Below are 24,229 nucleotides of genomic sequence, written 5' to 3' on the forward strand. Positions count from 1 at the left end.
AACTTGATTGAAATTCTTGGTTTTTGATTGTTATGTCCCTATCTTCCCAATCTGTTGCGATTGTTTATCACAGTCCTTATGGACACACGGCTAAAGTGGCAAACTTCATTGCCGAAGGCGCACAAAAAACTGGTGTCCAGGTGTATATGATGAATGTGGAACAGGTGGATTGGGAGGTGCTGGACGCTGCCGATGCGATTGTATTTGGCTGTCCAACCTATATGGGTAGTCTAACCTCTGCCATGAAGTTGTTTATGGAGCAGTCTTCCAAGCGCTGGCTGGCACGTAGCTGGCAAGGCAAGCTGGCAGCAGCCTTCACCAATGGTGGTGGTTTAAGTGGGGACAAGCTGGCTGTCTTGCAGCAGATTAATCTGTTTGCGATGCAACATGGCATGTTGTGGTCAGGTCTACCGTTAATGCCGACAGGTCGTTCCACTACCGATCTGAATCGTATGTCGAGCTTTCTGGGCCTTATGACCCAATCTGACAATGCACCTGTTGAAGTAACACCACCGGAAGGGGATTTACAAACCGCGATCTGGTTTGGTGAATATATTGCCTTGACACTAGCTCGTCTGAATCTAAAAGCCTAATTCGATCTGTAAAAAAAACCTCCATTCATTGGAGGTTTTTTATTGCTGGCATTATTTATGGAAAATACGCGCTTTATCACGTTGCCAGTCACGGTCTTTTTCAGATGCACGCTTGTCGTGTAACTGTTTACCTTTTACCAACGCAATTTCCAGCTTGGCATGCGGGCCTTTCCAGTAACAGGCCAGTGGTACACAGGAATAACCTTTCTGGTTGATCGCGCCCATGAGTTTTTCAATTTCACGGCGTTTCAGCAGCAGTTTACGGGTACGCGTCGCTTCAGGGACAACATGGGTAGATGCACTCAGTAAAGGCTGAATCTGTGCGCCGAACAGGAAGGCTTCACCATTTTTAAAGGTGATATAGCTCTCCACAATACTCATACGACCGGCACGCAGGGATTTTACTTCCCAGCCTTGCAAGGAAAGTCCAGCTTCAAATTTTTCTTCAATAAAATAATCGTGACGGGCACGTTTGTTCAGAGCAATCGTTCCGCCGTTATTTTTTTTAACTACAGTTGCTTTCGCCATAATCAGACACTTCCAAAGTTACAGCTATTGTACCGTAACTTTTATTGAGTTGAAGTGTTTAAATTGATGGAGTTTCTTCACTAAAAAATGAAGATTTTGTTAAAATGGAAACTTACACAATAAACAGAGTACAAATGGATGACTAAAACTCGTGTAATTTATCCGGGAACTTTTGATCCGATCACCAATGGCCATATTGATTTGGTGACCCGCGCAGCAAAGATGTTTGATGAAGTTGTAGTTGCGATTGCCATCGGACATCACAAAAACCCGGTATTTAGTCTGGAAGAACGAGTTGAACTGGCCCAAACGTCATTAAGCCATTTGAACAATGTTGAATTTGTAGGATTTGATGGCCTGCTGGTGAACTTCTTCCGCGAGCAGAATGCGACAGCGGTGTTGCGTGGTTTACGTGCAGTGTCCGATTTTGAGTATGAATTCCAGCTGGCCAACATGAACCGTCAACTGGATTCTCATTTTGAAGCGGTATTTTTAACCCCTTCAGAGCAATATTCTTTTATTTCATCCACATTGGTGCGTGAAATTGCTCGTTTAAGAGGTGATGTGACCAAGTTTGTTCCGCCAAACGTGGTTGAAGCCTTCGAGCGTAAACTTCAACAAGGTTGGTAGAGTGTCTTTATATATCACCGATGAATGTATCAATTGTGATGTCTGTGAACCTGTCTGTCCGAATGAGGCAATTTTCATGGGTGACGTCATCTATGAAATTAACCCAAACCTGTGTACAGAATGCGTCGGACATCACGACAAACCACAGTGCCAGTTATTTTGTCCTGTGGACTGTATCCCGCTTGATCCGAACCATGCCGAGACCCGTGAGGAGCTTCAGGCCAAGTATGAAAAACTGACTGCTCAAAAAACATCAAGCAATTAGTCGCCAGATTTGGTACTATGCGGCTCGAAGTGAGCCAGACGATCGCTGCTGTGGAGATCTCCGTGATTGAAGCAGGGGAGGAAAGTCCGGGCTTCATAGGGCAAGGTGCCAGGTAACGCCTGGGCGGCGTGAGCCGACGGAAAGTGCAGCAGAGAGTAGACCGCCTTCATTATGGTTTCGAGCAATCGGAATCGGAGGTAAGGGTGAAAGGGTGCGGTAAGAGCGCACCGCATGACTGGTAACAGTTCATGGCATGGTAAACCCCACCGGAAGCAAGACCAAATAGGGATCCTTTAGGCATGGCCCATGCTGGATCCGGGTAGGTCGCTTGAGCGTATGAGTGATTGTACGCCTAGAGGAATGATCGTTCTCGACAGAACCCGGCTTATCGGCTCACTTCACCAAATTTTGATCAATCAGCACAATATGGGCTTGACGTTCTAAACAGAAAAACCCATAATGCGCCCACAGTTTAAGGCTATGTAGCTCAGTTGGTTAGAGCACCGCACTCATAATGCGGGGGTCACAAGTTCAAGTCTCGTCATAGCCACCATATTCTGAAAAACCCACTCCGATTGAGTGGGTTTTTTTATGCCTGTTAAATTATTAAGCTAATAGATATACTTTTTAGATTGATAAAAGATTTATAAATTTCATATGGATAAAATTTTCTCTAAAAATATTGTTGGTAGTATTTCTATTTTATGGATCGTATTTATTTTTTGCCTATTGATCATAAAAAGAGGAACTTTAACGGGTCTTGAGCTAAATGCGATAGGGGATTTTATTGCTGGAACATTTGCACCACTTGGATTTTTTTGGCTTGTCGCAGGTTTTTACCAACAAGGCGAAGGTTTAAGGCAAAATTCTGAAGCTTTAAAAATGCAAGCGAAAGAATTAAATACTAGTAGTAAAGCATTGCTAGCTCAAGTAAAGGAAATGCAAGCTTCTGTAGAGCAACAAACACGTCTAGCTGCAGTATATGAAGAAGAGTTGAAACAAAAGCATTTTGAGGTTCAACCATATTTTGAATATGATTTTAATATGTCTAACAACTATGAAGTTGATGAACCTATTTATGATGAAAATGATAATATTATCGATACTTACATAGATAAAAGAATAGAGTTTCAATTAAAAATTACTAATTTGGGAGAACTTGCTAGGAATTTGATAGTTAGATCACGAAAAGGACAACCCGATATTCAAAAAAGACTTTATAAGTTTGAAAACTCACAGACATGCAATATTACTTTTGAAATTGATGGTCAGTGCGCATATGAGTTTTTAGAAGGGAAATTCGATTTTTCGAGACTTTTTAAAGTCGTATATCAAGATATATACGGTAGGTCATATGAGCAATATATATCTTGTAATGTTTATAGCAATATTGACTGTGAAACAGAGCAAGTATATATAGATACAAAATGTGAAATCATCAATAAAGAAGAAGCTTTAGCTCGTAAAGTTTAATAAATACGATTATTTGCATTTAAAAAAAACTGACAATTTTATTCACATCATCCGTCTGCAACTGCTCACGCATTTTTAAAAACTGCTTTTCATCAATATCGTAGATTTTAAGGGAAAGCAGTTTTTCAATATCTTCTTGTGGGAAGCGGTATTTAATAATTTTTGCAGGTACACCACCTACAACAGCATAAGGCGGTACGTCTTTAGTGACTACTGCACCTGTAGCGACTACAGCACCTTCACCAAGCTTCACCCCTTGCATAATCATGGCACGAGAGCCAATCCAACACCCATCACCAATGACTGTGTCCCCAGCAGGCACAAAACTACGTGTATCGAACGGAAATGCTGAAATCCAATCGGTACGGTGTAACTGGTTGCCACCCATCATAATCACACATTCTGCGCCGAAACAGACGAAATTGCCGATATAGAGCTGATCAATCGGCTTCTCAGGCGTTGCAGGCTTATCATGTAAATAACGCACTACACAACGCTCAAAACCCTGATCCCAATAAGCTGAATAGTAGGAATAATTCCCTTTGATATGAATATTTGGGTTCTTCACCGTTTTAGAAATGAACTCGAATTCACACCAATGATTTACCGGAGAATTAATTAACTTTTCAGCCATAAGGGGGATACAAAAAATAGTGAATAAGAAATTATACCTAATCGGTGTTTAAACTTGCTGAATAATATCTAAAAGACGCTCAAGCGACTGCGAATAACGCAAATGATTAGACTGGTGGGGATGCTGTAGGAATACGAGCAATCACTTTAATTTCAAAATCAAAACCTGCTAACCACGTGACACCTACTGCTGTCCAGTTAGGATAAGGCTTCTCTGTAAATATCCGACTTTTCACTTTCATGATGCTTTCGAACTGCCGTTCCGGATCAGTATGAAAAGTTGTGACATCGACAATATCATCGAAAGTACAGCCAGCTGCATCTAATGTAGCAGCCAAGTTTTCAAAGGCTCGTTCTACCTGTTTCTCAAAGTCAGGTTCGGGGCTGCCATCTTCACGGCTACCAACCTGACCGGATACAAATAATAAATCTTCTGATTTGATGGCAGCAGAATAACCATGCTGTTCATACAAAGCATGGCGATCTTGGGGAAATATTGCAGTTCTAGTCATGATAATTCTCGCTCAATTTTAATTTATACGTATTTTAGAAAGCTGTTTAGATCTTCACATACGTATCGTATGTAAACATAATTGACATACGAGACGTATGTCAATTAAAATTTTTCACAATGCTGATGGAAACAACATATGTCTGTACGTGAACAAAAAATGGCGGAAACCCGCAAAAAACTCATAGAAGTCGCACGTCGTGCATTTGCTGAATATGGTTATGCGGATACTTCAATGGATAAGCTCACGGCAGAAGCAGGGCTGACCCGGGGTGCGCTATACCATCATTTTGGAGATAAAAAAGGCTTGTTTGCCGCCGTGGTCGATCAGATTGATTCAGAAATGGCTGAATATGCCGGGCAACATCTGGAGCAGCCTGATGATCTATGGGAAGGATTGATGTTGGAAGGGCGTACTTATATTGAAAATGCTTTGAATGCTGAGTTTCAACAGATTGTGCTACGTGATGGTCCGGCAGTATTAGGAGATCCCGCACATTGGCCAAGTCAAAGTAAATGCCTGCAGTCGACACGTGAATGCGTAGAACAGTTACTGGCTGAAGATAGATTGAAACCAGTCGATGCACTTGCTGCGGCAGTCTTGCTAAATGGTGCAGCAATGAATGCAGCACTGTGGGTTGCTTCTAGTGAGGAACCTGCACAGGTCTTACCTCAGGCTTTACAGGCATTTGAAGCATTGGCGTCTGGATTTTTAAAATAAAGCCGATAGAAATTTCTAGGTTCAATAAAAAACCCCTCATCTGAGGGGTCTTACAGCCTAAAATATCTATTTAAAATTAGATATATTCAACGCTTACGATTTCGTATTCAACTTCACCTTGTGGAGTTACGATTTTCACATCGTCGCCTTCGTTTTTACCCAGCAGACCACGCGCAATCGGAGAGTTTACAGAGATCTTGTTGATCTTAAAGTCTGCTTCGTCATCGCCTACGATTTTGTAAGTTTTGCGTTCTTCAGTGTCCAGATTCTCAATAGTCACAGTGACGCCAAAAACTACACGACCGTTTTGCTCCAGTTCTTTAACATCAATGACTTGGCAAGCACCCAGTTTACCTTCGATGTCCTGAATGCGGCCTTCACAGAAACCTTGCTGCTCACGTGCTGCATGATATTCTGCGTTTTCTTTTAAATCCCCATGCTCACGTGCCTCTGCAATCGCTGCAGTAATACGTGGACGATCCACAGTTTTCAGTTGGTGTAATTCTTTCTCTAAGGCAAGCTTGCCTTCGGGAGTCATAGGATAACGTTGCATAGTTGTCCCTCAGTAATAAAAATGAAAGTCTATAAATGAAAAAAAGCCCGCCACCGAGAAGGTGACGGGACTTCTCAGTAACGAATTAACCTACTGTTAAATCTTGCAAACGATATACATCCATTGGCAATTTAATTGCTAAAGCTTGGCATACAGCATCAGCACCATTCAAGGTAGTTGTGTTATACACTTTACCTTGTAGCGCTGAACGACGGATCGAGAATGAATCTTCCTGCGCTTTTTTACCTTCAGTCGTATTGATTACAAGGTGGATTTCGCCGTTTTTAATACGGTCCACAATATTTGGACGACCTTCAGTTACTTTGTTTACGCGTTCACATTCAAGACCAGCTTCGCTAATCACTTTAAATGTACCATCAGTTGCAAGAATCTTGAAGCCTAGGTCAATCAATTGTTTCGCAATGCCTGCTGCACGAGGTTTATCTGAGTCACGTACAGAAATGAATGCGTGTTTCACTTCACCTTCTGTCGGAAGACCAGGTAGACGTTCGTTCGCACCTAGAACAGCTTTATAAAATGCTTCACCGAATGTTTTACCAACACCCATCACTTCGCCAGTCGATTTCATCTCAGGGCCAAGGATCGGATCAACACCAGGGAATTTGTTGAATGGGAACACTGCTTCTTTTACAGAGAAGTGTTCAGGGATAATCTCTGAAGTGAATCCTTGAGATTCTAGAGATTGACCCGCCATACAACGTGCAGCCACTTTCGCTAAAGATTCGCCGATACACTTAGAAACGAACGGCACAGTACGTGATGCACGTGGGTTCACTTCCAGGATGTAAACGTCTTTGCCTTTAACCGCAAACTGAACGTTCATCAAACCGATTACGCCAAGTTCTTTTGCCATTGCAATTGTCTGACGACGCATTTCGTCCTGAATCTCTTTAGACAAAGAATAAGGAGGAATCGAACATGCTGAGTCACCTGAGTGAATACCTGCTTGTTCAATGTGCTGCATGATGCCGCCAATTACTACGTCTTTACCGTCAGATACGCAGTCTACGTCAACTTCAATTGCATCATCCAGGAAGCGGTCAAGCAGAACAGGTGCTTCGTTTGATGCTTGAACCGCATCACGTAAGTAACGTTTGAGTTCTTCGTCGTTGTACACGATTTCCATCGCACGACCACCAAGGACGTAAGAAGGACGTACAACAAGTGGATAGCCTACTTTAGATGCTTCAGCCATACCTTCTTCAGCAGATTTTACGATGCTGTTATTTGGTTGACGAAGTTGCAGACGTTGAATCATTTGCTGGAAACGTTCACGGTCTTCTGCGCGGTCAATCGCATCAGGAGATGTACCAATGATCGGCGCACCCGCTTCTTCTAAAGCACGAGCCAGTTTCAAAGGTGTTTGACCACCGTACTGCACGATAATGCCTTTTGGCTTCTCGATACGTACGATTTCAAGCACATCTTCAAGTGTAATTGGTTCGAAGTACAAACGGTCAGATGTGTCGTAATCCGTAGAAACAGTTTCAGGGTTACAGTTCACCATGATGGTTTCATAGCCGTCTTCACGCATTGCAAGGGCAGCGTGTACACAGCAGTAATCGAATTCGATCCCTTGACCGATACGGTTAGGGCCGCCACCAATCACCATGATCTTGTCGCGGTTAGATGGATTAGATTCACACTCTTCATCATAAGTTGAGTACATATAAGCAGTATCAGATTCGAATTCTGCAGCACATGTATCCACACGTTTGTAAACTGGAGTGACGCCCAGGTTCCAACGGTGTTTACGGAATTGTTTTTGTGAAATGCCCATCAAGTCCGCAATGCGAAGATCTGATAAACCTTTACGTTTGAATGCACGGATGTTGTCTGCGTTCAAGTCGCCAAAACCTAAAGTTTTGATCTGGTTTTCAGTTTTGATGATGTCTTCGATTTGAATCAAGAACCAGCGGTCAATGTTCGTTGCAGCGAATACTTCGTCTAAAGTAAAGCCGTGACGGAATGCGTCGCCCACGTACCAAATACGCTCAGGACCTGGCACTTTAAGCTCTTGCAAGATTTTGTCGCGCGCGCCTTCAGCACCCACTTCAATTTTTTCGTCAAAACCAGAAGCGCCCACTTCAAGACCACGAAGCGCTTTTTGCATAGACTCCTGGAAGTTACGACCAATGGCCATCACTTCACCCACAGATTTCATCTGTGTTGTCAAAGTTGCATCAGCTTGTGGGAATTTTTCAAAGTTGAAACGAGGAATTTTGGTTACAACGTAGTCGATTGCAGGTTCGAATGATGCAGGTGTTGTACCGCCAGTGATGTCGTTTTTCAACTCATCAAGCGTATAACCCACAGCCAGTTTCGCTGCGATTTTCGCAATCGGGAAACCTGTTGCTTTAGATGCAAGAGCAGATGAACGAGAAACACGCGGGTTCATCTCGATCACAACCATACGGCCGTCTTTCGGGTTAATACCGAACTGAACGTTAGAACCACCTGTTTCTACGCCAATTTCACGAAGTACAGCTAGAGAAGCGTTACGTAGTAACTGGAATTCTTTATCTGTAAGCGTTTGCGCAGGCGCAACAGTGATCGAGTCACCTGTGTGCACGCCCATTGGGTCGAAGTTTTCAATGGTACATACAATGATACAGTTGTCGTTTTTGTCACGAACAACTTCCATCTCGTACTCTTTCCAGCCAATCAATGATTCATCGATCAATAACTGGTGAGTAGGAGAGAGGTCGAAACCACGTTCACAGATTTCCAGGAATTCTTCACGGTTGTAAGCAATACCACCGCCTGAACCACCCATAGTGAATGATGGACGGATAATCACAGGGAAGCCGAAGCGCGCTTGAATCTCAAGTGCTTCTTCCATAGATTCAGCAATTGCAGCTTTTGGACACTCGAGACCAATTTTACGCATTGCTTCGTCAAACAGTTTACGGTCTTCTGCTTTTTCGATCGCTTCTTTGGTCGCGCCAATCAGTTCAACGTTGTATTTTTCAAGAATACCATTGGCATCCAGTGCAAGGGCACAGTTCAGTGCAGTCTGGCCACCCATCGTTGGAAGGACAGCATCTGGACGCTCTTTTTCAATGATTGCTGCAACAGTCTGCCAGGTAATCGGTTCGATATACGTCGCATCTGCCATTGCAGGGTCGGTCATAATGGTCGCTGGGTTAGAGTTCACCAGAATAACGCGGTAGCCTTCTTCACGAAGCGCTTTACATGCTTGAGCACCTGAGTAGTCAAACTCACATGCTTGACCGATGACGATCGGACCAGCACCAATGATCAAGATGCTTTTAATGTCAGTACGTTTAGCCATGATGCTTCCTTAATTACTTCTTAGATGCTTCGATAAGTTCGATGAAATGATCGAACAATGGTGCGCAGTCATGTGGACCAGGGCTTGCTTCAGGGTGACCCTGGAAGCTGAACGCAGGTTTGTCTGTACGATGGATACCTTGGTTTGTACCATCAAACAGTGAGCGATGAGTCACACGCAATACCGCAGGCAAGGTGCTTTCATCCACTGCGAAGCCGTGGTTTTGAGAAGTAATCATCACTGTACCAGTTTCGATGTTCTGTACAGGATGGTTAGCGCCATGGTGACCGTGCGGCATTTTTACCGTTTTAGCACCCGATGCAAGAGCAAGAATCTGGTGACCCAAGCAGATACCAAATACTGGAATTTCAGTTGTTTCAACAATTGTTTTTACAGCTTCAATTGCGTAGTCACATGCAGCTGGATCGCCAGGACCATTTGACAGGAATACGCCATCTGGATTTAACGCAAGTACTTTTTCAGCAGGAGTTTGTGCAGGCACCACAGTCAATTTACAGCCGCGGTCTGCGAGCATACGCAAGATGTTGGTTTTGACACCGTAGTCGTATGCAACCACATGGAATTTAAGTTCAGGTTGAGTAAAGCCTTTGCCAAGTGCCCATGAGCCTTCAGTCCATTCGAAACCGGTCGGATCACAGCATTCTTTCGCAAGGTCTAAACCACTTAAACCACCGAATGCACGTGCTTTTTCGACTGCTTCTTCTTCAGTGATGTTTTCACCCGCAAGGATACAACCGTTTTGTGCACCTTTATCACGCAAAATTCGAGTTAATCGTCGCGTGTCGATGTCAGCAATGGCAACTACATTGTGCTGTTTTAAATAATCACCAAGTGATTGATTCGCACGGAAGTTACTATGTAGTAAAGGAAGGTCACGGATAATTAAACCGTTTGCCCATACTTTATGAATACGACCTGATTCAGCGTCTTCTTCGTTGCAACCTGTGTTACCGATATGTGGGTAAGTCAGCGTTACAAGCTGCTGTGCATAACTAGGATCAGTCAAAATTTCTTGATAGCCAGTCATGGCAGTGTTGAAAACGACTTCACCAGTCGTACAACCCGATGCGCCAATTGAAGTACCTTTAAAGATAGTTCCGTCGGCAAGGGCTAAAATTGCTGGGGTGCTCAAACCAAAGCTCCTGAAATTTAGGCTGTAAAAAAGCGAGTAGACGAAAAAAAAGGAAGGTTAATTTTTAAACCTACCCTCCTATGTCTGCTCGCTTGAACTTAACACGGCATTATACGCAGAACCACCCCCCAAGTCCAATAGCTTTACAGCAAAAGTATGAGATAAATGGCTTGCTTTTTGCTTGAAAGTCTGTTTTACGAACAACGTAAAAAAATGTAAGCAATTAAGAATTGTCTAACAAATCAAATCTTAATTTTTATCAAAACTACTAATATGAATGAGTCGTAATATAACTATAGGAATAAGACACATGACTACAGCAGCGAAATCTTCCCAATCCAAGAAAAAGATCAATACCGTGGTTTCAGAAACGACTGAACAGCTTGAAAAAGTAGCAGCTGAAGCCAAAGAACAGGTGGTAGAAACTATCGAAGAAAGCAAAGAGAAACTTGAAGTCGAAGCGAAACAGCTGGGTGATACTGTGCAGGAACAGTTACGCCAGTTAAAACAGGATCTGTTACAACGGATAGATACTCTGAAAGAGCAGTTATTTGGTTCGCAAAAAGAACTGACTGAATTAACCAGTTTTATCAAAACCGAATTTACCGCAGTGATTGAAGACTTATCCAATATGGGTAAAGAACTGAAAGAAGATGTCAGCCAGATCTCGACCAAACATAAAGAGCATCTGACTGGTACATTCAAGCGCTCAAAAGACAGCACCATTGAGGTCCTGAAAAAGGTCAAACCCATGGTAAAAGCTGAAAGTTCAGAAAAAAGCCCTGAGCTGAAGAATTAAGGGAATACGCTGACTTAAATTGCATGAAAGGAGAACTGGATACGTTCTCCTTTGTCTTTTTGAGGCAAACGGACTCACAATAATAATGAAAGGGGGTCACGATGCAGCAGCATTATTTTGCAGGTGTACTTGGTTTACTGACGCTGATTATGATGCTTAATCTGGAAAGTTGGTTGATGCGTGCACTTTATCTGGGTGTGATGATGTTATGCTTGGGATTCTTTGGACTAACTTTTGGAACGATTATTCTGATCATCTTCACGTTAACTGTAATTTTTTATGCCGCGGTAAAATCAGTGCAGGACAATCACCGCTTACATCACTAAAATGTCGAAAACAATTAAAACGAACTCTTAGTCTATCAGCTTAAATATCATTTAAATTATTATTAAAGTAGCCAGCCCTAAGTATAGAGAGCAGGCTAGTTGTATCAATTTAATGCTAATTGACCTGAATCCATGTAATGAAAATACAGGTAAATATTTTCCTCAAGCTATAACAGCCAGCTTTGAACGCATGAACTGGAAAAGCCCATAAAAAAACGTGAGACTTTAATGCTCACGTTTTTTAATATCTTTTTTATCCAGCAAATGCTTTTAATCTGCATTAAAAGACATGCAGCCAATCCCGTTTATTGTGGAAGTCTGCTTCTGGACTGCTGTGCTGCATTGCAAAGTATTGATCACCTTGTGAGGTTTTTAATACTGCTGTCAGACCAATAAACAGGTCTGCCCATTTAAGTTTGTGCTCAACCATAAACTCGGTCAGATCCAGACTGACATTCAGACCATAATGGGTGCGTTTAAGCTGATTCAGTTCGATATCGTATGCAGCAGGTGGCGGCATATCTTCCGGATAGCGATATTCCTCAAACTGATAGGCTTGCCAGGCCTGAGAAGGGGAGAGATTGATTTCGCGATAATAATCTTCACCCTGAACCCCGATAAAGATTTCAAAGCAGGTCTGTTCCCACAAAAAATCACGACGGGGATGTGCAGTAACCATTTCTGGCCACAGCACGTACTGGTTGGGATCGCGCAACCAAAATCCGACATTCAAGCTGCATGGATTTTGCTGTTCGATGGCACCGACCAATGAGATTGCCTGAAAACGGCGATCAAATGCGCTGAGTTCGTAACTGGCCATAAATCCTGTACTTAGTTAGAAAGATGGGCAAAACGGACAAGATTGGATAACTTCTGGTTTTGCTTTGGAGCTTTCTTGTAAAGCAGCGCAATTTTACCAATAGTTTGTACCACTTCAGCACCTGTAGTTTCTGAAAGTTCAGCAATGAGTGCTGCACGTGCTTCACGGTCTTCAGCCACCACTTTTACTTTAATGAGTTCGTGATCATTAAGGGCACGATTTAGCTCTTCAACTACAGATTCAGTTAAGCCTTTGTCACCAAGCATTACAACCGGGTTTAATGCATGTCCAATTTGACGTAAACGCTTACGTTCCTGAATAGATAAAGACGCCATGAGAGATAACCTGATTTTTAAAACGGCTTAGTATAGCAAAAGCGAAAAATAAACGCTGTAAATTCTCAGGAAATAATCACTTGTAAATAATCGCAAATCACACCGGAATACTCAGATTTAGATACACATGTATACTGCAAAAAATGTGTTTTTCACGTACAATGAATCATTAGAAGTTTTTTTTATTTAGAGAGTTATGGCAACACGCATTACCAACCAAAAGTTATCTAAAAGTAGTCGTGCGTGGATGAGAGAGCATCTTGATGACTTTTATGTGAAAAAAGCACAAAAAGAAGGTTATCGTGCCCGTGCTGCGTACAAGTTGCTAGAAATTCAGGAAAAATACGGCATTATTAAACCCGGCATGACTGTAGTGGACTTGGGTGCTGCCCCAGGAAGCTGGTCCCAGATTGCCGGAAAACTGGTCGGTGACAAAGGTCTGGTGATTGCATCAGACATCTTGGAAATGGATGCGCTACCTGATGTGACTTTCTTGCAGGGCGATTTCCGTGAACAAGAAGTATTCGATAAATTGTTAAATATTTTAAACGGACGCACAGTAGACGTTGTAATTTCAGATATGGCCCCCAATACATCAGGTAATAGAGCTGTAGATCAACCACGTCAGATTTATTTATGTGAACTTGCTCTGGATTTTGCCAACAAGGTACTCGGTCCGAAAGGACAGTTTGTAGTGAAAGTATTCCAGGGTTCAGGTTTTGATGAATTTCGTAAAGAAGTCGTTAACAGTTTTGATGTATTGAAGACGATTAAACCTGCTGCATCACGTGCCCGTTCGAAAGAAGTGTTTTTGGTCGGACAGGGACGCAAGAAGGCTTTGAAATAAAGTTTACTTGCCAACACGTTAAAAATTGTGCATTTTGTAGGTTTTTACATTATTGCAAATTGATTTGCAGCTTATTGATTAAGGTCACCCTTCGAGGGCATGATCAAATTAGATTGGAATGGGAAATAAAGCTTTGAGCGATCTTTTTAAGAATGCCGTATTGTGGCTCGTGATACTGGGTGTGCTGGTGTTAATCTTCAGCAACGTCAGTGACCGCAATCAACCGACTACAATGAACTATTCGGAGTTTGTTGCCGCGGTCAATGCTGGCCAAATTAAACAAGTTACAATTGATGGCGAAAGAATTCGCGGTGAAAAATCAAACGGTTCAGAGTTTGAAAGCATTCGCCCGGCAGTTCAAGACCCAGAACTGATGCCAAGCCTGATTAAAAATAATGTAGTCGTTGAAGGTGAAGCGCCTCAACGTCAAGGCTTGCTCATGCAATTGCTGATTGCAAGTTTCCCTGTGCTTCTAATCATTTTGTTATTCATGTTCTTTATGCGCAACATGGGTGGCGGTGCAGGCGGCAAGAATGGCCCAATGAGCTTTGGTAAATCTAAAGCGAAAATGCTATCTGAAGACCAGATCAAAGTAACATTTACTGATGTGGCGGGTTGTGATGAAGCAAAACAGGAAGTGGTCGAAATCGTTGACTTCCTGAAAGATCCTGCAAAATTCAAACGTCTGGGTGCGACTATTCCTAAAGGCGTCTTGATGGTGGGTCCTCCAGGTACAGGTAAAACCCTGCTGGCTAAAGCCATTGCGGGTGAAGCAAAAGTTCCATTCTTTAGTATCTCAGGTTCTGACTTCGTTGAAATGTTTGTCGGTGTCGGTGCATCTCGTGTACGTGACATGTTCGAACAGGCAAAACGCCATGCACCATGTATTATCTTCATTGATGAGATTGATGCAGTCGGTCGTCATCGTGGTTCAGGTACAGGTGGCGGTCATGATGAACGTGAACAGACTCTGAACCAGATGCTGGTAGAGATGGACGGTTTTGAAGGCAATGAAGGCATTATCGTGATCGCTGCAACTAACCGTGCTGATGTACTGGATAAAGCTTTACTTCGTCCAGGCCGTTTCGACCGTCAAGTCATGGTAGGTCTGCCAGATATTAAAGGTCGTGAGCAAATCCTGAATGTACATTTGAAGAAATTGCCTTCTACTACGGGTGTAGATGTCAAAGTGCTTGCTCGTGGTACACCAGGCTTCTCAGGTGCACAGTTGGCCAACCTTGTAAACGAAGCGGCATTATTTGCTGCACGTCGTAACAAGAACACCGTCGATATGCATGACTTTGAAGATGCGAAAGACAAACTGTACATGGGCCCTGAACGTAAATCGATGGTACTTCGTGAAGAAGAGCGTCGTGCTACGGCTTACCATGAAGCAGGTCATGCAATTGTGGCAGAAATGCTTCCAGGTACAGATCCTGTGCATAAAGTCACCATCATGCCGCGTGGCTGGGCATTGGGTGTCACCTGGCAGTTGCCTGAGTTTGACCAGACTAGCCATTATAAAGACAAGATGTTGAATGAACTTTCAATCCTGTTTGGTGGTCGTATCGCAGAAGAAGTATTTATTAACCAGATGTCGACTGGTGCTTCGAATGACTTTGAACGTGCAACTAAAATGGCACGTGCGATGGTGACCAAATATGGTATGTCGGACAAGTTAGGCGTCATGGTCTATGAAGATGACTCTCAACAGTCATTTATGGGTAGCATTGGTACCCGTACGATTTCTGAGGCCACCCAACAACAGGTAGATGCGGAAGTTCGTCGCATCATCGATGAGCAATACAAGGTTGCACGCGATATCCTTGAAAATAACAAAGATATTGCCCATGCCATGGTGAAAGCGCTACTTGAGTGGGAAACAATTGATCGTGAACAGATTCGTGACATTATGGAAGGTCGTGAGCCAAAACCACCTAAAGTTTATGTTTCAGACAATCCAGTGATTGATGTAACACCGACTGATGGTCCAATGACTCCTCCGCCATTACCAGCGAACTAAGTTAACAATTAAAACCACCTTCGGGTGGTTTTTTTTATGGCTATTATTTTGTCATATCTAGTTGAATGCTATAGTCAACTCATAAAAATCAATGAGTAAAAATAAGAATGAATTTACCTGTTCTGGAATCCGATATTTATCAGCTACGTTTGGAGCCACTGAGCTGGGAGCATTTTGCAGATTTAGAAACTGCATGTGCCGAAGGTGACTTAGGGGAAGTGTTATATAATTCGGTGCCTTACCTACATAAACTTAAACACTACTTTATCCAAGCTTTTGAACAGCAGTCCAAAGGTGAAAGAATGGCTTTTGCCGTGATTTATTTGAATTCGGGCCGAGCGATTGGCACCACCAGTTATCATGATATCAGGCCGGAAATTCCACGCGTTGAAATTGGCTTTACCTGGTATGCCAAACCTTATCAACGAACCTATGTAAATCGGGTCTGTAAATATCTTTTGTTGCAGCATGCATTTGAAGAGCTGAATGCTCACGTGGTAGGCTTTCGGACTGATCATCTGAATCTTAAAAGTCAAAAAGCTATTGAAGCTCTGGGTGCCAAACAGGATGGCATCATTAGATGTCATATGCTGCGTAAAGATGGCATGACACTCAGAGATAGTTATATCTATAGTATTTTAAAAAGCGAATGGGTTGATGTAAAAGCGTTACTGCAATCCAAGCTGATGCAATATTCCAATAAGAACTATTTTGAAATCTAGCTATTGAATAGATTGAGCTTTGCTTTATTGATCTTTCCATAAGACAATACCGGGGTTATTGTGAACTAGGATTGAACCATGCAGCTGAAGCCACTACGACCACAGATCTGGACTTTCGGTCATTTGAAACTGGATTTGTCTCAGCCGCATGTGATGGGAATTTTAAATGTGACTCCGGATTCCTTTAGCGATGGGGGGCTGCACAATCAGAAAGATGAGGCAGTAGTAAAAGCCCTGGAAATGATTGCTGATGGTGCCACTGTGATTGATATCGGGGGGGAATCTACACGTCCGGGTGCATCAGTCGTGGACGTTGAAGAAGAACTTCGTCGTGTGGTTCCAGTTGTAGAAGAACTATCTAAACATGATGTTATCATCTCGATTGATACTTCACAGCCAGAAGTGATTAAAGCAGCCGTGAAAGCGGGTGCACATATCTGGAATGATGTACGCGCGCTCACTCGTCCACAAGCGTTAGAGACGGCAGCAGAACTGAATATTCCGGTGATCATCATGCATATGCGTGGTGAGCCGACTACGATGAATAATCTGGATCAGTATCAAGACGTCACGCTTGATGTCATTACGGAATTAAAACAGCGGGTGCAGGATGCTTTAGATGCCGGGGTGAAAGCTGAGCATATTATGATTGATCCCGGTTTTGGATTTGCCAAAAATGCTGAACAGAACCTGAAACTATTGAACGAATTGTACAAACTGACTCAACTTGGTTATCCAATATTGTCGGCGTTGTCACGTAAACGCTTCATTGGACAGGTGCTGGGTGGAGCAGAAGCCGTAGAACGCGCAGTGGGGTCAGTAGCAGCACACTTGCTAAGTATTCAACAAGGTGCCTGCATGGTACGTGTACATGATGTCAAAGCGACAGCAGATGCGATTAAGGTTTGGAAGGCAATGCAAGCCGCAGTTTAATTGTTGGCTAGATTGTATGTCAGGCGGCGTGCTGTTTGGCTTTTAAGCGGCAATATGGTATATAGGGCACGCTTAATTTTTAGTTATAGTTTTAGAGTGCCTGTAATGTTTGCAGATTTACTTCTCCCAATGTTCGATGATGAATATTATCCCGATATTCTGGTTGCTGAAGTAAAGCAGCACATCGAACGTTTTGCCAAAAAGGTGATAAAATCTGGTTTATCTGAATATGAGATTTATCAGTTTGCCAATGCGACTGTGGCAGAAATCAATGAAATGAAGCCGCAGTTCGAAGACCTGGATTCCTCTTTAGATGATACCGCAGCAGATTATATTGCTGAAGCCATGATGATAGTGGTACAGGAACAGGGATACTTCGAAGTTGAAATGGAAGAGCTGGTCGCGACTCGTGAATGGTAGAAAAAGCCCTGTTAAACAGGGCTTTTTTTAATGATCTGAAAATACGTCTTTTAAATTTTTATAATGAATTTCTTCCAGTAATTTCTGCTCTTCCCGCATGCAGCTATGATGTAAATCCAGATAATACTGTTTTAAATCTTTGTGATAAGGCACTGGTTCCGGCTCTTTGCTTTGCGACTGCTGATAAGACCAGTAAGCCAGTTGACGGATTTTCTGCAAACGTACCAGAAGGGTGCTGCGAGTCGAAACTCTAAAACAAGGCTCGACTAAAACTGGTACAAGGCTACTGAAAGCAAGCAGGGCCAAGCAAGGCAAGGTAATAAATGCTGAGTGAAAATACTGATAATTTATAAATGACAGAATCGCAATCAGGGTTTGCATATACAGGCAGAGTTGTAAACGCTTGGCATAGCGGGCAGAACTGTATTTCGCCTGAAACTGGGCGCGCCAGATATAAGGATAAAGCATGCCAATCATGACAACGGTACCAGCACTGAGCGCCTGATATTTTGAAGTGACAAAGTCAGGATAAAACGGCAGCGAAAAGCACAGGCAGCAAAAACCTGTGATCATGATCAGAATACCGATACGTAAATACAGATATAGATCAGTGGTCTGGTTCAAATATTTATAACGGCCATAGCTGAGGCTGCAAAAGAATGCATCAGGATGGCGTAATTGCAATCTGGCTAGATCAAAAGAACGGGGTGCAGACATGGGGAGGGCACATTCTATTGGTGATAATCACGCATAAAAAAACCAGCTGAATGCTGGAGATTTTTCATTGCACCATTCTAATCAGAATTAAAATGGTGCCCGAGGCCAGACTCGAACTGGCACGCTTTGTGGGCGGGGGATTTTAAATCCCCTGTGTCTACCGATTTCACCACTCGGGCATGTGCGCAATAATAGAGGACGAAATAAAGCTTGGCAAGTAAATTTCAATACGTTTGCTTTATTTTCAAGCAATTCAGTAGCTTAAATTTAGAAATTAATTCTATTAATTCTATAGTGCTGGATGATAAGCGTGAGAAGTCATGTAATTTTCTATTTCAGGACGTGTTTAAAAAAAACTTTTTACAGGTGCTCATCCAGATAAGTATCGATATCGATGTATTTAATCTTCTTGCACTGCTCATGTTCCAGTTTAAACAAACGGGTATGCAAATCCGCATAGTGCTGAAGCTGATTTTTCAATTCTTCATTTGGGGAGGTCGGCTTGGAATGAAAAAATAATTTCAGACGCAGTTTCCAGGTTTGTTGATAAGCCCAGAAACAGATGCGACGTAACTGCTGCAGTTGATATTGTTCAGTGCTATTGATAGCAGGGCGGAACATATTTTCTTTATAGAACCGTACAAAACCGAAACTTATCCCGAAAAAGAATAGAATCCACATGGTCGTACTGCTTTGTAGAAAAACCAGATTCAGCGCTTCCAGTACAATGACTACAGTGAGTTTAATCGGTGTATGTCTTAAAAATTGATAGAGGGAATGAGAAGAGTGCCGGATCTGCTTGATCACCAGTGGAACCACCAGCATCAGAAATAGCAGAATAGTCAGAATCGCATAAGCTTGCGCCTGAAAGTCTTGGACAGTTGGTAGCTTAGAGGAGTAAACATCTTTGAGAACCAGGCTAATTGGTACAAACATCATGGCAGCCAGCACCCAGGGAATTAGTTCCTTGAGATCACTTAAAATACCCTTGGTTTTGATCTGACCATAAAACAGATAATTTCTTTTAAAGGCAGCCGGATAAAGCAGTTTAAGTTGCTGCAATAAAAGATCAATCTGTTTGGTTTGCATAATAAAAAGTAAATCAGAAACTTGCCGCCTACTATAGCCAATTTACGCAAGAATGATAGAGATGATCCGGATTTTGCAATTATTAGAGTTGAAGCTAAAGATTTTAATTTTTTAGTAAGGATTTATGCGAAAATAGTCCATTGCATATTTATTTTTTAGGGACAGTTTATGACTGATCAATCTCCTGCGACGCTAAGCGACATCGAAATTTTAGACATCCTTCAAACCATGAAGAATGATGAGCTAGATACAGAAGCAAAAGAAGTCATTCGTCAGAGTGGTAAAGCGGGTCGTCAGGAAGCGCATAAGCAGGCGTTGGTTGTATTGAATCAGTCATTTGAAGAAAAATTTGTTGAAGCGGTTTCTCTGGCTCTGAATCTGAATGAAGCACAAATCAAAAAAATCCGTTATAAGAAAGACCGTATCCGTATTTTAAAAGCCCGTGGTATTGATTACCTGGCGATTGATGGCGCGGAAACTGCCTTTGTACTGGCGCAGATTGCACAGGCGATTCTACGTGAAGATGCTGTCGTGACTCATGACCTGCATAATATTTTCCCATTCTGGAAAGAAGGCTGGCCAATGGTGCAATTTGATAATGCCTACAAAATCTTGCAGGAAGATATCCAGATCCATTATCAGGCAGTCCTTGAAGCGCTTTTATCAAAAATTTAAGCTGAATTGAATGTAAAGAAGCACCTTCGGGTGCTTTTTTAATGAGAATAAAATAGGGAAAGTAGCCAGTGCATAGGAAGGATAAACAGCCGCCACCAAGTGATGAGCGGATAATAAAAATATTCGCCTATTCTTAAAGTCGAATCAAATCCTTGCCGGTGCCGTTCATAAGGATAGGGAGTCAGCCAGATTGAAAGTAAAATAAGCACAATTGCTATGATCAGAAATACAGGCTGTTGATCTTGCATAAAGAAGAAATAGAATAAATATAAGGCCGAATAAAAACTCAGACAGGCGAGTAGCGCAGCAAGATTCATAAAAGTCTCATTATTATTGTTTTTGGAGTTTTAAAAAAATTGAAGAAGAACCAGGTTATTCTGATTCTTCTGTCGGTGGTTTTTTCACTTCCAGCATACGTGTAACCAGTAACTGGTCAATCTTGAAATGATCAACATCGACAACTTCAAACTTATAACCCGCATGTAGCACAATATCTGCAGGACGTGGAATCTTGCGCAGCTTGAACATCATAAAACCAGCCAGAGTTTCATAATTCTCTTCATCCGGCATTTCATCAATTTCCAGCGCATGTTTGATGTCTTCAATAGGCGTACTGCCATCAATCAGCCATGAATTGCTGTCACGTTTAATGATCTGCTGGTCTTCTTCCAGGGGAGTAACCCAGTCGCCCATCACGGTAATCATGATGTCGGAAAGGGTAATGACACCTACGACCAAGGCATATTCATTAATAACGACTGCAAACTTTTCCTTGGTCGAACGAAAACGGTCAAGTAATTCAGATAAGGTTAGCGTATCTGGAATGGTCAGAACCGTACGGATGGTATTTTCATTCAACTGAAGTAAAGACTGATTATTCAGAATACGAACCAGAATATCTTTGGAGTCGACATATCCAATTACATCGTCGATATTTTCATTACAGACCAGGAACTTGGAGTAAGGAAATTCAGCCAGTTTCTGGCGAATACTGGCTTCAGATTCTTTCAAGGTAAAGAACACCACATTTTCACGAGTCGTCATACTGGAAGGAACATTACGTTCTTCAAGCTCAAACACGTTCTCAATAAAGTGATGTTCCTGTTTCTGTAACACCCCTGCCTGAGCACCCGCATCCATTACCGCAGAAATATCAGCAAAGGTAATATTGTCATCTCGAATGGTATTAACTTTAAATAAACGGAATAACAGGTTCGCAATGGCATTGATGAACCAGGCCAATGGTTTACAGATTTTGATAAATACCTGAATCGGATTAATTACCGAGACAGAAATTTTTTCTGGAGCGATCATGGCCAGACGTTTTGGCATCAAGTCCGCAAACAGAATAAATAATGAAGTAACTGCAGTGAAGGATAAGCTGAACGCAATCGTTTCAGTCCAGGGACCTTGATAAAATCTGGAAAGTAAATTGATGATATAAGGACGGAAGGCGCCTTCACCTAAAATACCGCCTAAAATGGCAACGGCGTTTAAGCCGATTTGGGAAGCTGCAAAAAAGTCAGCAGAGTTTTCTTGTAAATCTAAAACTTTTTGAGCGCGAATATCTCCCGATTCAGCCAAAATTTTTAATTTGACCTTACGAGCACCTGCAAGCGCGATTTCTGTTAATGATAAAAAACCGGCCCCCGCGATGAGTAATAAGATAATCACGATGTTTTGAAAGAGGCTCACGAATCCACCTGTGGATTAATATGATCTAGCTAAAAATATTTTTAACACAAAAAAAGACTTGAGGTACAAATAAAGCAACTCAAGTCTCTAGAGTATAAGCTTAAAAATGAGCAATTTAGCTAATATTCAATTTAATAATGCGAAAATTGCGAATTATTCATTAAAAATTCACGATTTTCTTCTTCGATCATCTGACGCGCTACATATAGAATCAGCTGGCGTAACCAGCGATGGGCGGGATGATGATGCAATAAAGGACACCACGCCATCTTCAATTCAAACTCAGGAATATAGAATGGTGGGTCTTTAATGAGCAAGTTCTGGTTTTTGGCTTGCAGACGTGCAATACGGGTCGGTAATGTTGCTACAAGATCTACATTGGCAGCCAGAAGACCGGGCATCTGATAATGACGGGTAAATACCGAAATCTTACGTTTCTGACCAATACGCTCAAGGGCCTGGTCAATCCAGCCGAGACCTGCCTGTTTCTCAGGGTTTACCCCAAAGCCAACGCCCATACCAGTTTTTGATACCCAGATATGCTGTGCATCCAGATAACTTTTCAGATTCAGGTTGCCCGCAGCCGGATGCTTGTTATTTAACAGGCAAGAAAAGCTGTCACGCCAAACCAGTACCTGGTGGAAGCTTTGTGGAATTTCATTAAAACGGTTAATCGCCAGATCAACTTTACCTTGTTCCATGTCACGATAGGACACATCACTTGGCGTTAAGAAGTCGAGAACCACATTCGGTGCTTCTGAACGTAATGCTTTCACCAAGCGTGGTACCAGTGTGGCTTCAGCATAATCTGAAGTCATGATACGGAAGACACGATTTGAGGTATAAGGACGGAACTCGGTACGCGGTTCCAGAATCATGGAAAGATCCGCTAAGGCGTCGCGGATACGAGGTTGGAGTTCTAGTGCACGTTCTGTTGGAGTCATACCTTCAGAAGAGCGAATTAAGAGGGGATCATTAAATAAATTTCGTAAGCGACGTAAAATGTTACTCATCGCAGGTTGGGTTACCCCAAGTTGTTCTGCTGCACGCGTGACATTTTTTTCACGTAAAAGTACGTCAAGATAAATGAGGAGATTAAGATCGACCCGCTCCAGATTCATAAAAAAAATACCGAAAATAAAATTATGAAATTATATGGATTATGCCATAACTACTATAGCTTGTGTACGCAACTGATGAAAAAAAGCCCAGCTGATTGTACTGAAATACCTTTTTAGAGTCTCTTTCACTGTAGATTTTGCCAGCCTGAATCCTCCTCTATTTTTAAGAGCAGAAAGCAAATCTGGCTGCATCCAAAAACGAAAGAAAGGTATTTCTGCAAAACAGAGGAAATTAGCAAATAATGTGCCAGATTTGACTAAAAATATTTCCACAAATAAATGAAAAATAATTCCTTCGAAATAAGTGTTCCAAGTTTTAAGGCTTAGAAAATAGACAAAAATTGCTGAAATTAAGCGCTGCTAAAGTCCTGCAAGACTTAAGTCTAATGAATATTTTTTGCTCTTTTTGTTGATGTTTTAGACAAAATTCAATTTTAAAAATTCAAATATAAAATATAAAATACAATAACTTATAAAATATTGGTCAATATATAATTAGACTTTCATCTACATATTTTTTAAATAAATAATGATAATTCTTGCAGAATATTGGATTAATTTTTCGAAGCCCACTAATCTTTAGCTATCCCAACGGATCGTCGAAAATCTGAACAAGTCATTGAGGGTGTGATTTGAGCGGTTCGTTGCAGAAAAATCCTAATATTAATACAGGAATATATCATGACTACATACCAAACAGCGATTGATGCAATCCGCGAATTAAAAGCGAAATTCGGTAACACTTGGGCAGACATCAGTCCTGAAGATGCTGCGCGTATGCAAATGCAAAACCGTTTCAAAACTGGTTTAGACATTGCTAAATATACAGCGGCGATTATGCGTCGTGATATGGCTGCTTATGATGCCGACTCTAGCAAATACACTCAATCATTAGGCTGCTGGCACGGTTTCATCGCTCAGCAAAAAATGATTGCGAATAAAAAATACTTCGGTACAACTGAACGTCGCTATATCTACCTTTCTGGCTGGATGGTTGCCGCACTTCGTTCAGAATTCGGTCCTCTTCCTGACCAATCTATGCACGAGAAAACTTCTGTTCCTGCATTGATCGAAGAAATCTACACATTCTTACGTCAAGCTGATGCGAAAGAACTGAACGACCTGTTCCGCGCACTTAAAAAAGCTCAAGACGCTGGTGATACAGCTAAAGCTGCTGAAATCACTTCACAAATCGACAACTTCCAAACTCACGTTGTGCCAATCATTGCGGACATCGACGCTGGTTTCGGTAACGAAGAAGCAACTTACTTATTAGCTAAGAAAATGATCGAAGCGGGTGCTTGTGCACTTCAAATCGAAAACCAGGTTTC

The 24,229-nt window shown here is 42.1% G+C and carries 26 protein-coding genes, 2 tRNA genes, 1 other RNA gene and 1 pseudogene; 16 read left to right on the forward strand and 14 right to left on the reverse strand.

What is annotated here, in order from left to right:
* Window positions 1–32 precede the first annotated feature (32 nt).
* A complete protein-coding gene (locus B3143_RS13645; protein ID WP_004784824.1) occupies window positions 33–593 on the forward strand; it encodes a flavodoxin family protein in 561 nt (186 codons plus the stop codon).
* A gap of 51 nt (window positions 594–644) precedes the next feature.
* Here B3143_RS13645 and smpB read toward each other — a convergent pair whose 3' ends face one another.
* Entirely contained in the window at window positions 645–1,121 is a 477-nt protein-coding gene (gene smpB, locus B3143_RS13650; RefSeq protein WP_004784822.1) for an SsrA-binding protein SmpB, read from the reverse strand.
* Between the two features lie 138 nt (window positions 1,122–1,259).
* Between smpB and coaD the strand changes: the two genes are divergently transcribed.
* The 5 genes from coaD (at window position 1,260) to B3143_RS13675 (ending at window position 3,489) form a co-directional block, all read left to right on the forward strand.
* Complete coding sequence (coaD, locus tag B3143_RS13655) at window positions 1,260–1,751, forward strand: pantetheine-phosphate adenylyltransferase (RefSeq protein WP_004784820.1); 492 nt, start codon at window positions 1,260–1,262, stop codon at window positions 1,749–1,751.
* A gap of 1 nt (window position 1,752) precedes the next feature.
* Complete coding sequence (locus tag B3143_RS13660; protein WP_034590121.1) at window positions 1,753–2,016, forward strand: YfhL family 4Fe-4S dicluster ferredoxin; 264 nt, start codon at window positions 1,753–1,755, stop codon at window positions 2,014–2,016.
* Window positions 2,017–2,042: 26 nt separating this feature from the next.
* Window positions 2,043–2,420, forward strand: an RNA gene (rnpB, locus tag B3143_RS13665) — RNase P RNA component class A.
* Between the two features lie 72 nt (window positions 2,421–2,492).
* Window positions 2,493–2,569: transfer RNA gene (locus B3143_RS13670), tRNA-Met, on the forward strand.
* Between the two features lie 104 nt (window positions 2,570–2,673).
* Entirely contained in the window at window positions 2,674–3,489 is an 816-nt protein-coding gene (locus B3143_RS13675; RefSeq protein ID WP_004784817.1) for a hypothetical protein, read from the forward strand.
* A gap of 19 nt (window positions 3,490–3,508) precedes the next feature.
* On the opposite strand, the gene B3143_RS13680 is transcribed toward B3143_RS13675, so the two are convergent.
* Together B3143_RS13680 and B3143_RS13685 are read right to left on the reverse strand one after the other, a co-directional pair.
* Window positions 3,509–4,123, reverse strand: coding sequence for a CatB-related O-acetyltransferase (locus B3143_RS13680; protein WP_004784815.1), 615 nt, complete (start codon window positions 4,121–4,123; stop codon window positions 3,509–3,511).
* Window positions 4,124–4,229: 106 nt separating this feature from the next.
* Window positions 4,230–4,634 carry a RidA family protein gene (locus tag B3143_RS13685; RefSeq protein WP_175968002.1) on the reverse strand — a complete coding sequence of 135 codons (405 nt, stop codon included), beginning with the start codon at window positions 4,632–4,634 and terminating at the stop codon, window positions 4,230–4,232.
* 138 nt (window positions 4,635–4,772) lie between these two features.
* On the opposite strand from B3143_RS13685, the gene B3143_RS13690 reads away from it, so the two are divergent.
* On the forward strand, window positions 4,773–5,354 hold the full coding sequence (locus B3143_RS13690) for a TetR/AcrR family transcriptional regulator (RefSeq protein ID WP_175968000.1): 582 nt from the start codon (window positions 4,773–4,775) through the stop codon (window positions 5,352–5,354).
* Between the two features lie 76 nt (window positions 5,355–5,430).
* Here the strand turns inward: B3143_RS13690 and greA are convergent, their stop codons facing one another.
* From greA to carA, 3 genes are all read right to left on the reverse strand, one after another.
* Window positions 5,431–5,907, reverse strand: a complete 477-nt coding sequence (gene greA / locus B3143_RS13695) for a transcription elongation factor GreA (protein WP_005236827.1) — start codon at window positions 5,905–5,907, stop codon at window positions 5,431–5,433.
* Window positions 5,908–5,992: 85 nt separating this feature from the next.
* Complete coding sequence (gene carB, locus B3143_RS13700) at window positions 5,993–9,223, reverse strand: carbamoyl-phosphate synthase large subunit (protein WP_034170174.1); 3,231 nt, start codon at window positions 9,221–9,223, stop codon at window positions 5,993–5,995.
* Window positions 9,224–9,236: 13 nt separating this feature from the next.
* Window positions 9,237–10,376: a glutamine-hydrolyzing carbamoyl-phosphate synthase small subunit gene (gene carA, locus B3143_RS13705; protein WP_005236823.1), complete on the reverse strand. Its 1,140-nt coding sequence runs from the start codon at window positions 10,374–10,376 to the stop codon at window positions 9,237–9,239.
* A 310-nt stretch (window positions 10,377–10,686) separates the two neighbouring features.
* On the opposite strand from carA, the gene B3143_RS13710 reads away from it, so the two are divergent.
* Window positions 10,687–11,175 carry a hypothetical protein gene (locus B3143_RS13710; protein ID WP_175967998.1) on the forward strand — a complete coding sequence of 163 codons (489 nt, stop codon included), beginning with the start codon at window positions 10,687–10,689 and terminating at the stop codon, window positions 11,173–11,175.
* 101 nt (window positions 11,176–11,276) lie between these two features.
* The gene (locus tag B3143_RS13715; RefSeq protein ID WP_175967996.1) at window positions 11,277–11,501 is read left to right on the forward strand and encodes a hypothetical protein; all 225 of its coding nucleotides are present in this window, start codon (window positions 11,277–11,279) and stop codon (window positions 11,499–11,501) included.
* A gap of 280 nt (window positions 11,502–11,781) precedes the next feature.
* Here B3143_RS13715 and B3143_RS13720 read toward each other — a convergent pair whose 3' ends face one another.
* Window positions 11,782–12,321 carry a DOMON-like domain-containing protein gene (locus B3143_RS13720; protein ID WP_034170177.1) on the reverse strand — a complete coding sequence of 180 codons (540 nt, stop codon included), beginning with the start codon at window positions 12,319–12,321 and terminating at the stop codon, window positions 11,782–11,784.
* An 11-nt stretch (window positions 12,322–12,332) separates the two neighbouring features.
* Window positions 12,333–12,656, reverse strand: coding sequence for a ribosome assembly RNA-binding protein YhbY (yhbY, locus tag B3143_RS13725; RefSeq protein ID WP_004784797.1), 324 nt, complete (start codon window positions 12,654–12,656; stop codon window positions 12,333–12,335).
* A gap of 196 nt (window positions 12,657–12,852) precedes the next feature.
* Between yhbY and rlmE the strand changes: the two genes are divergently transcribed.
* From rlmE to B3143_RS13750, 5 genes are all read left to right on the forward strand, one after another.
* Window positions 12,853–13,503, forward strand: a complete 651-nt coding sequence (gene rlmE, locus B3143_RS13730; RefSeq protein WP_004784794.1) for a 23S rRNA (uridine(2552)-2'-O)-methyltransferase RlmE — start codon at window positions 12,853–12,855, stop codon at window positions 13,501–13,503.
* Window positions 13,504–13,636: 133 nt separating this feature from the next.
* Window positions 13,637–15,526, forward strand: a complete 1,890-nt coding sequence (ftsH, locus tag B3143_RS13735) for an ATP-dependent zinc metalloprotease FtsH (RefSeq protein WP_034170205.1) — start codon at window positions 13,637–13,639, stop codon at window positions 15,524–15,526.
* A gap of 107 nt (window positions 15,527–15,633) precedes the next feature.
* Complete coding sequence (locus B3143_RS13740; protein WP_286716552.1) at window positions 15,634–16,248, forward strand: GNAT family N-acetyltransferase; 615 nt, start codon at window positions 15,634–15,636, stop codon at window positions 16,246–16,248.
* 78 nt (window positions 16,249–16,326) lie between these two features.
* The gene (gene folP, locus B3143_RS13745) at window positions 16,327–17,181 is read left to right on the forward strand and encodes a dihydropteroate synthase (protein ID WP_262736140.1); all 855 of its coding nucleotides are present in this window, start codon (window positions 16,327–16,329) and stop codon (window positions 17,179–17,181) included.
* Between the two features lie 105 nt (window positions 17,182–17,286).
* Window positions 17,287–17,601, forward strand: coding sequence for a DUF5713 family protein (locus B3143_RS13750; protein ID WP_286716554.1), 315 nt, complete (start codon window positions 17,287–17,289; stop codon window positions 17,599–17,601).
* A 27-nt stretch (window positions 17,602–17,628) separates the two neighbouring features.
* On the opposite strand, the gene B3143_RS13755 is transcribed toward B3143_RS13750, so the two are convergent.
* The 3 genes from B3143_RS13755 to B3143_RS13765 form a co-directional block, all read right to left on the reverse strand.
* On the reverse strand, window positions 17,629–18,318 hold the full coding sequence (locus B3143_RS13755) for a hypothetical protein (protein WP_262736138.1): 690 nt from the start codon (window positions 18,316–18,318) through the stop codon (window positions 17,629–17,631).
* Between the two features lie 93 nt (window positions 18,319–18,411).
* Window positions 18,412–18,497: transfer RNA gene (locus B3143_RS13760), tRNA-Leu, on the reverse strand.
* A 181-nt stretch (window positions 18,498–18,678) separates the two neighbouring features.
* The gene (locus B3143_RS13765) at window positions 18,679–19,407 is read right to left on the reverse strand and encodes a hypothetical protein (RefSeq protein ID WP_262735887.1); all 729 of its coding nucleotides are present in this window, start codon (window positions 19,405–19,407) and stop codon (window positions 18,679–18,681) included.
* 168 nt (window positions 19,408–19,575) lie between these two features.
* On the opposite strand from B3143_RS13765, the gene B3143_RS13770 reads away from it, so the two are divergent.
* Window positions 19,576–20,082 carry a hypothetical protein gene (locus B3143_RS13770; protein ID WP_262735888.1) on the forward strand — a complete coding sequence of 169 codons (507 nt, stop codon included), beginning with the start codon at window positions 19,576–19,578 and terminating at the stop codon, window positions 20,080–20,082.
* Window positions 20,083–20,120: 38 nt separating this feature from the next.
* Here the strand turns inward: B3143_RS13770 and B3143_RS13775 are convergent, their stop codons facing one another.
* From B3143_RS13775 to B3143_RS13785, 3 genes are all read right to left on the reverse strand, one after another.
* Entirely contained in the window at window positions 20,121–20,399 is a 279-nt protein-coding gene (locus B3143_RS13775) for a hypothetical protein (protein ID WP_262735889.1), read from the reverse strand.
* Window positions 20,400–20,454: 55 nt separating this feature from the next.
* Entirely contained in the window at window positions 20,455–21,777 is a 1,323-nt protein-coding gene (locus B3143_RS13780; RefSeq protein ID WP_004784777.1) for a hemolysin family protein, read from the reverse strand.
* Between the two features lie 131 nt (window positions 21,778–21,908).
* A complete protein-coding gene (locus tag B3143_RS13785; protein ID WP_004784775.1) occupies window positions 21,909–22,898 on the reverse strand; it encodes a LysR family transcriptional regulator in 990 nt (329 codons plus the stop codon).
* Window positions 22,899–23,579: 681 nt separating this feature from the next.
* Here B3143_RS13785 and B3143_RS13790 point away from each other — a divergent pair.
* A pseudogene (locus B3143_RS13790) lies at window positions 23,580–24,229 on the forward strand (isocitrate lyase); the annotation flags it as partial.

It is taken from the genome of Acinetobacter sp. UBA1496 (genome assembly GCF_002324975.1).
Taxonomy (GTDB): Bacteria; Pseudomonadota; Gammaproteobacteria; order Pseudomonadales; family Moraxellaceae; genus Acinetobacter; species Acinetobacter variabilis.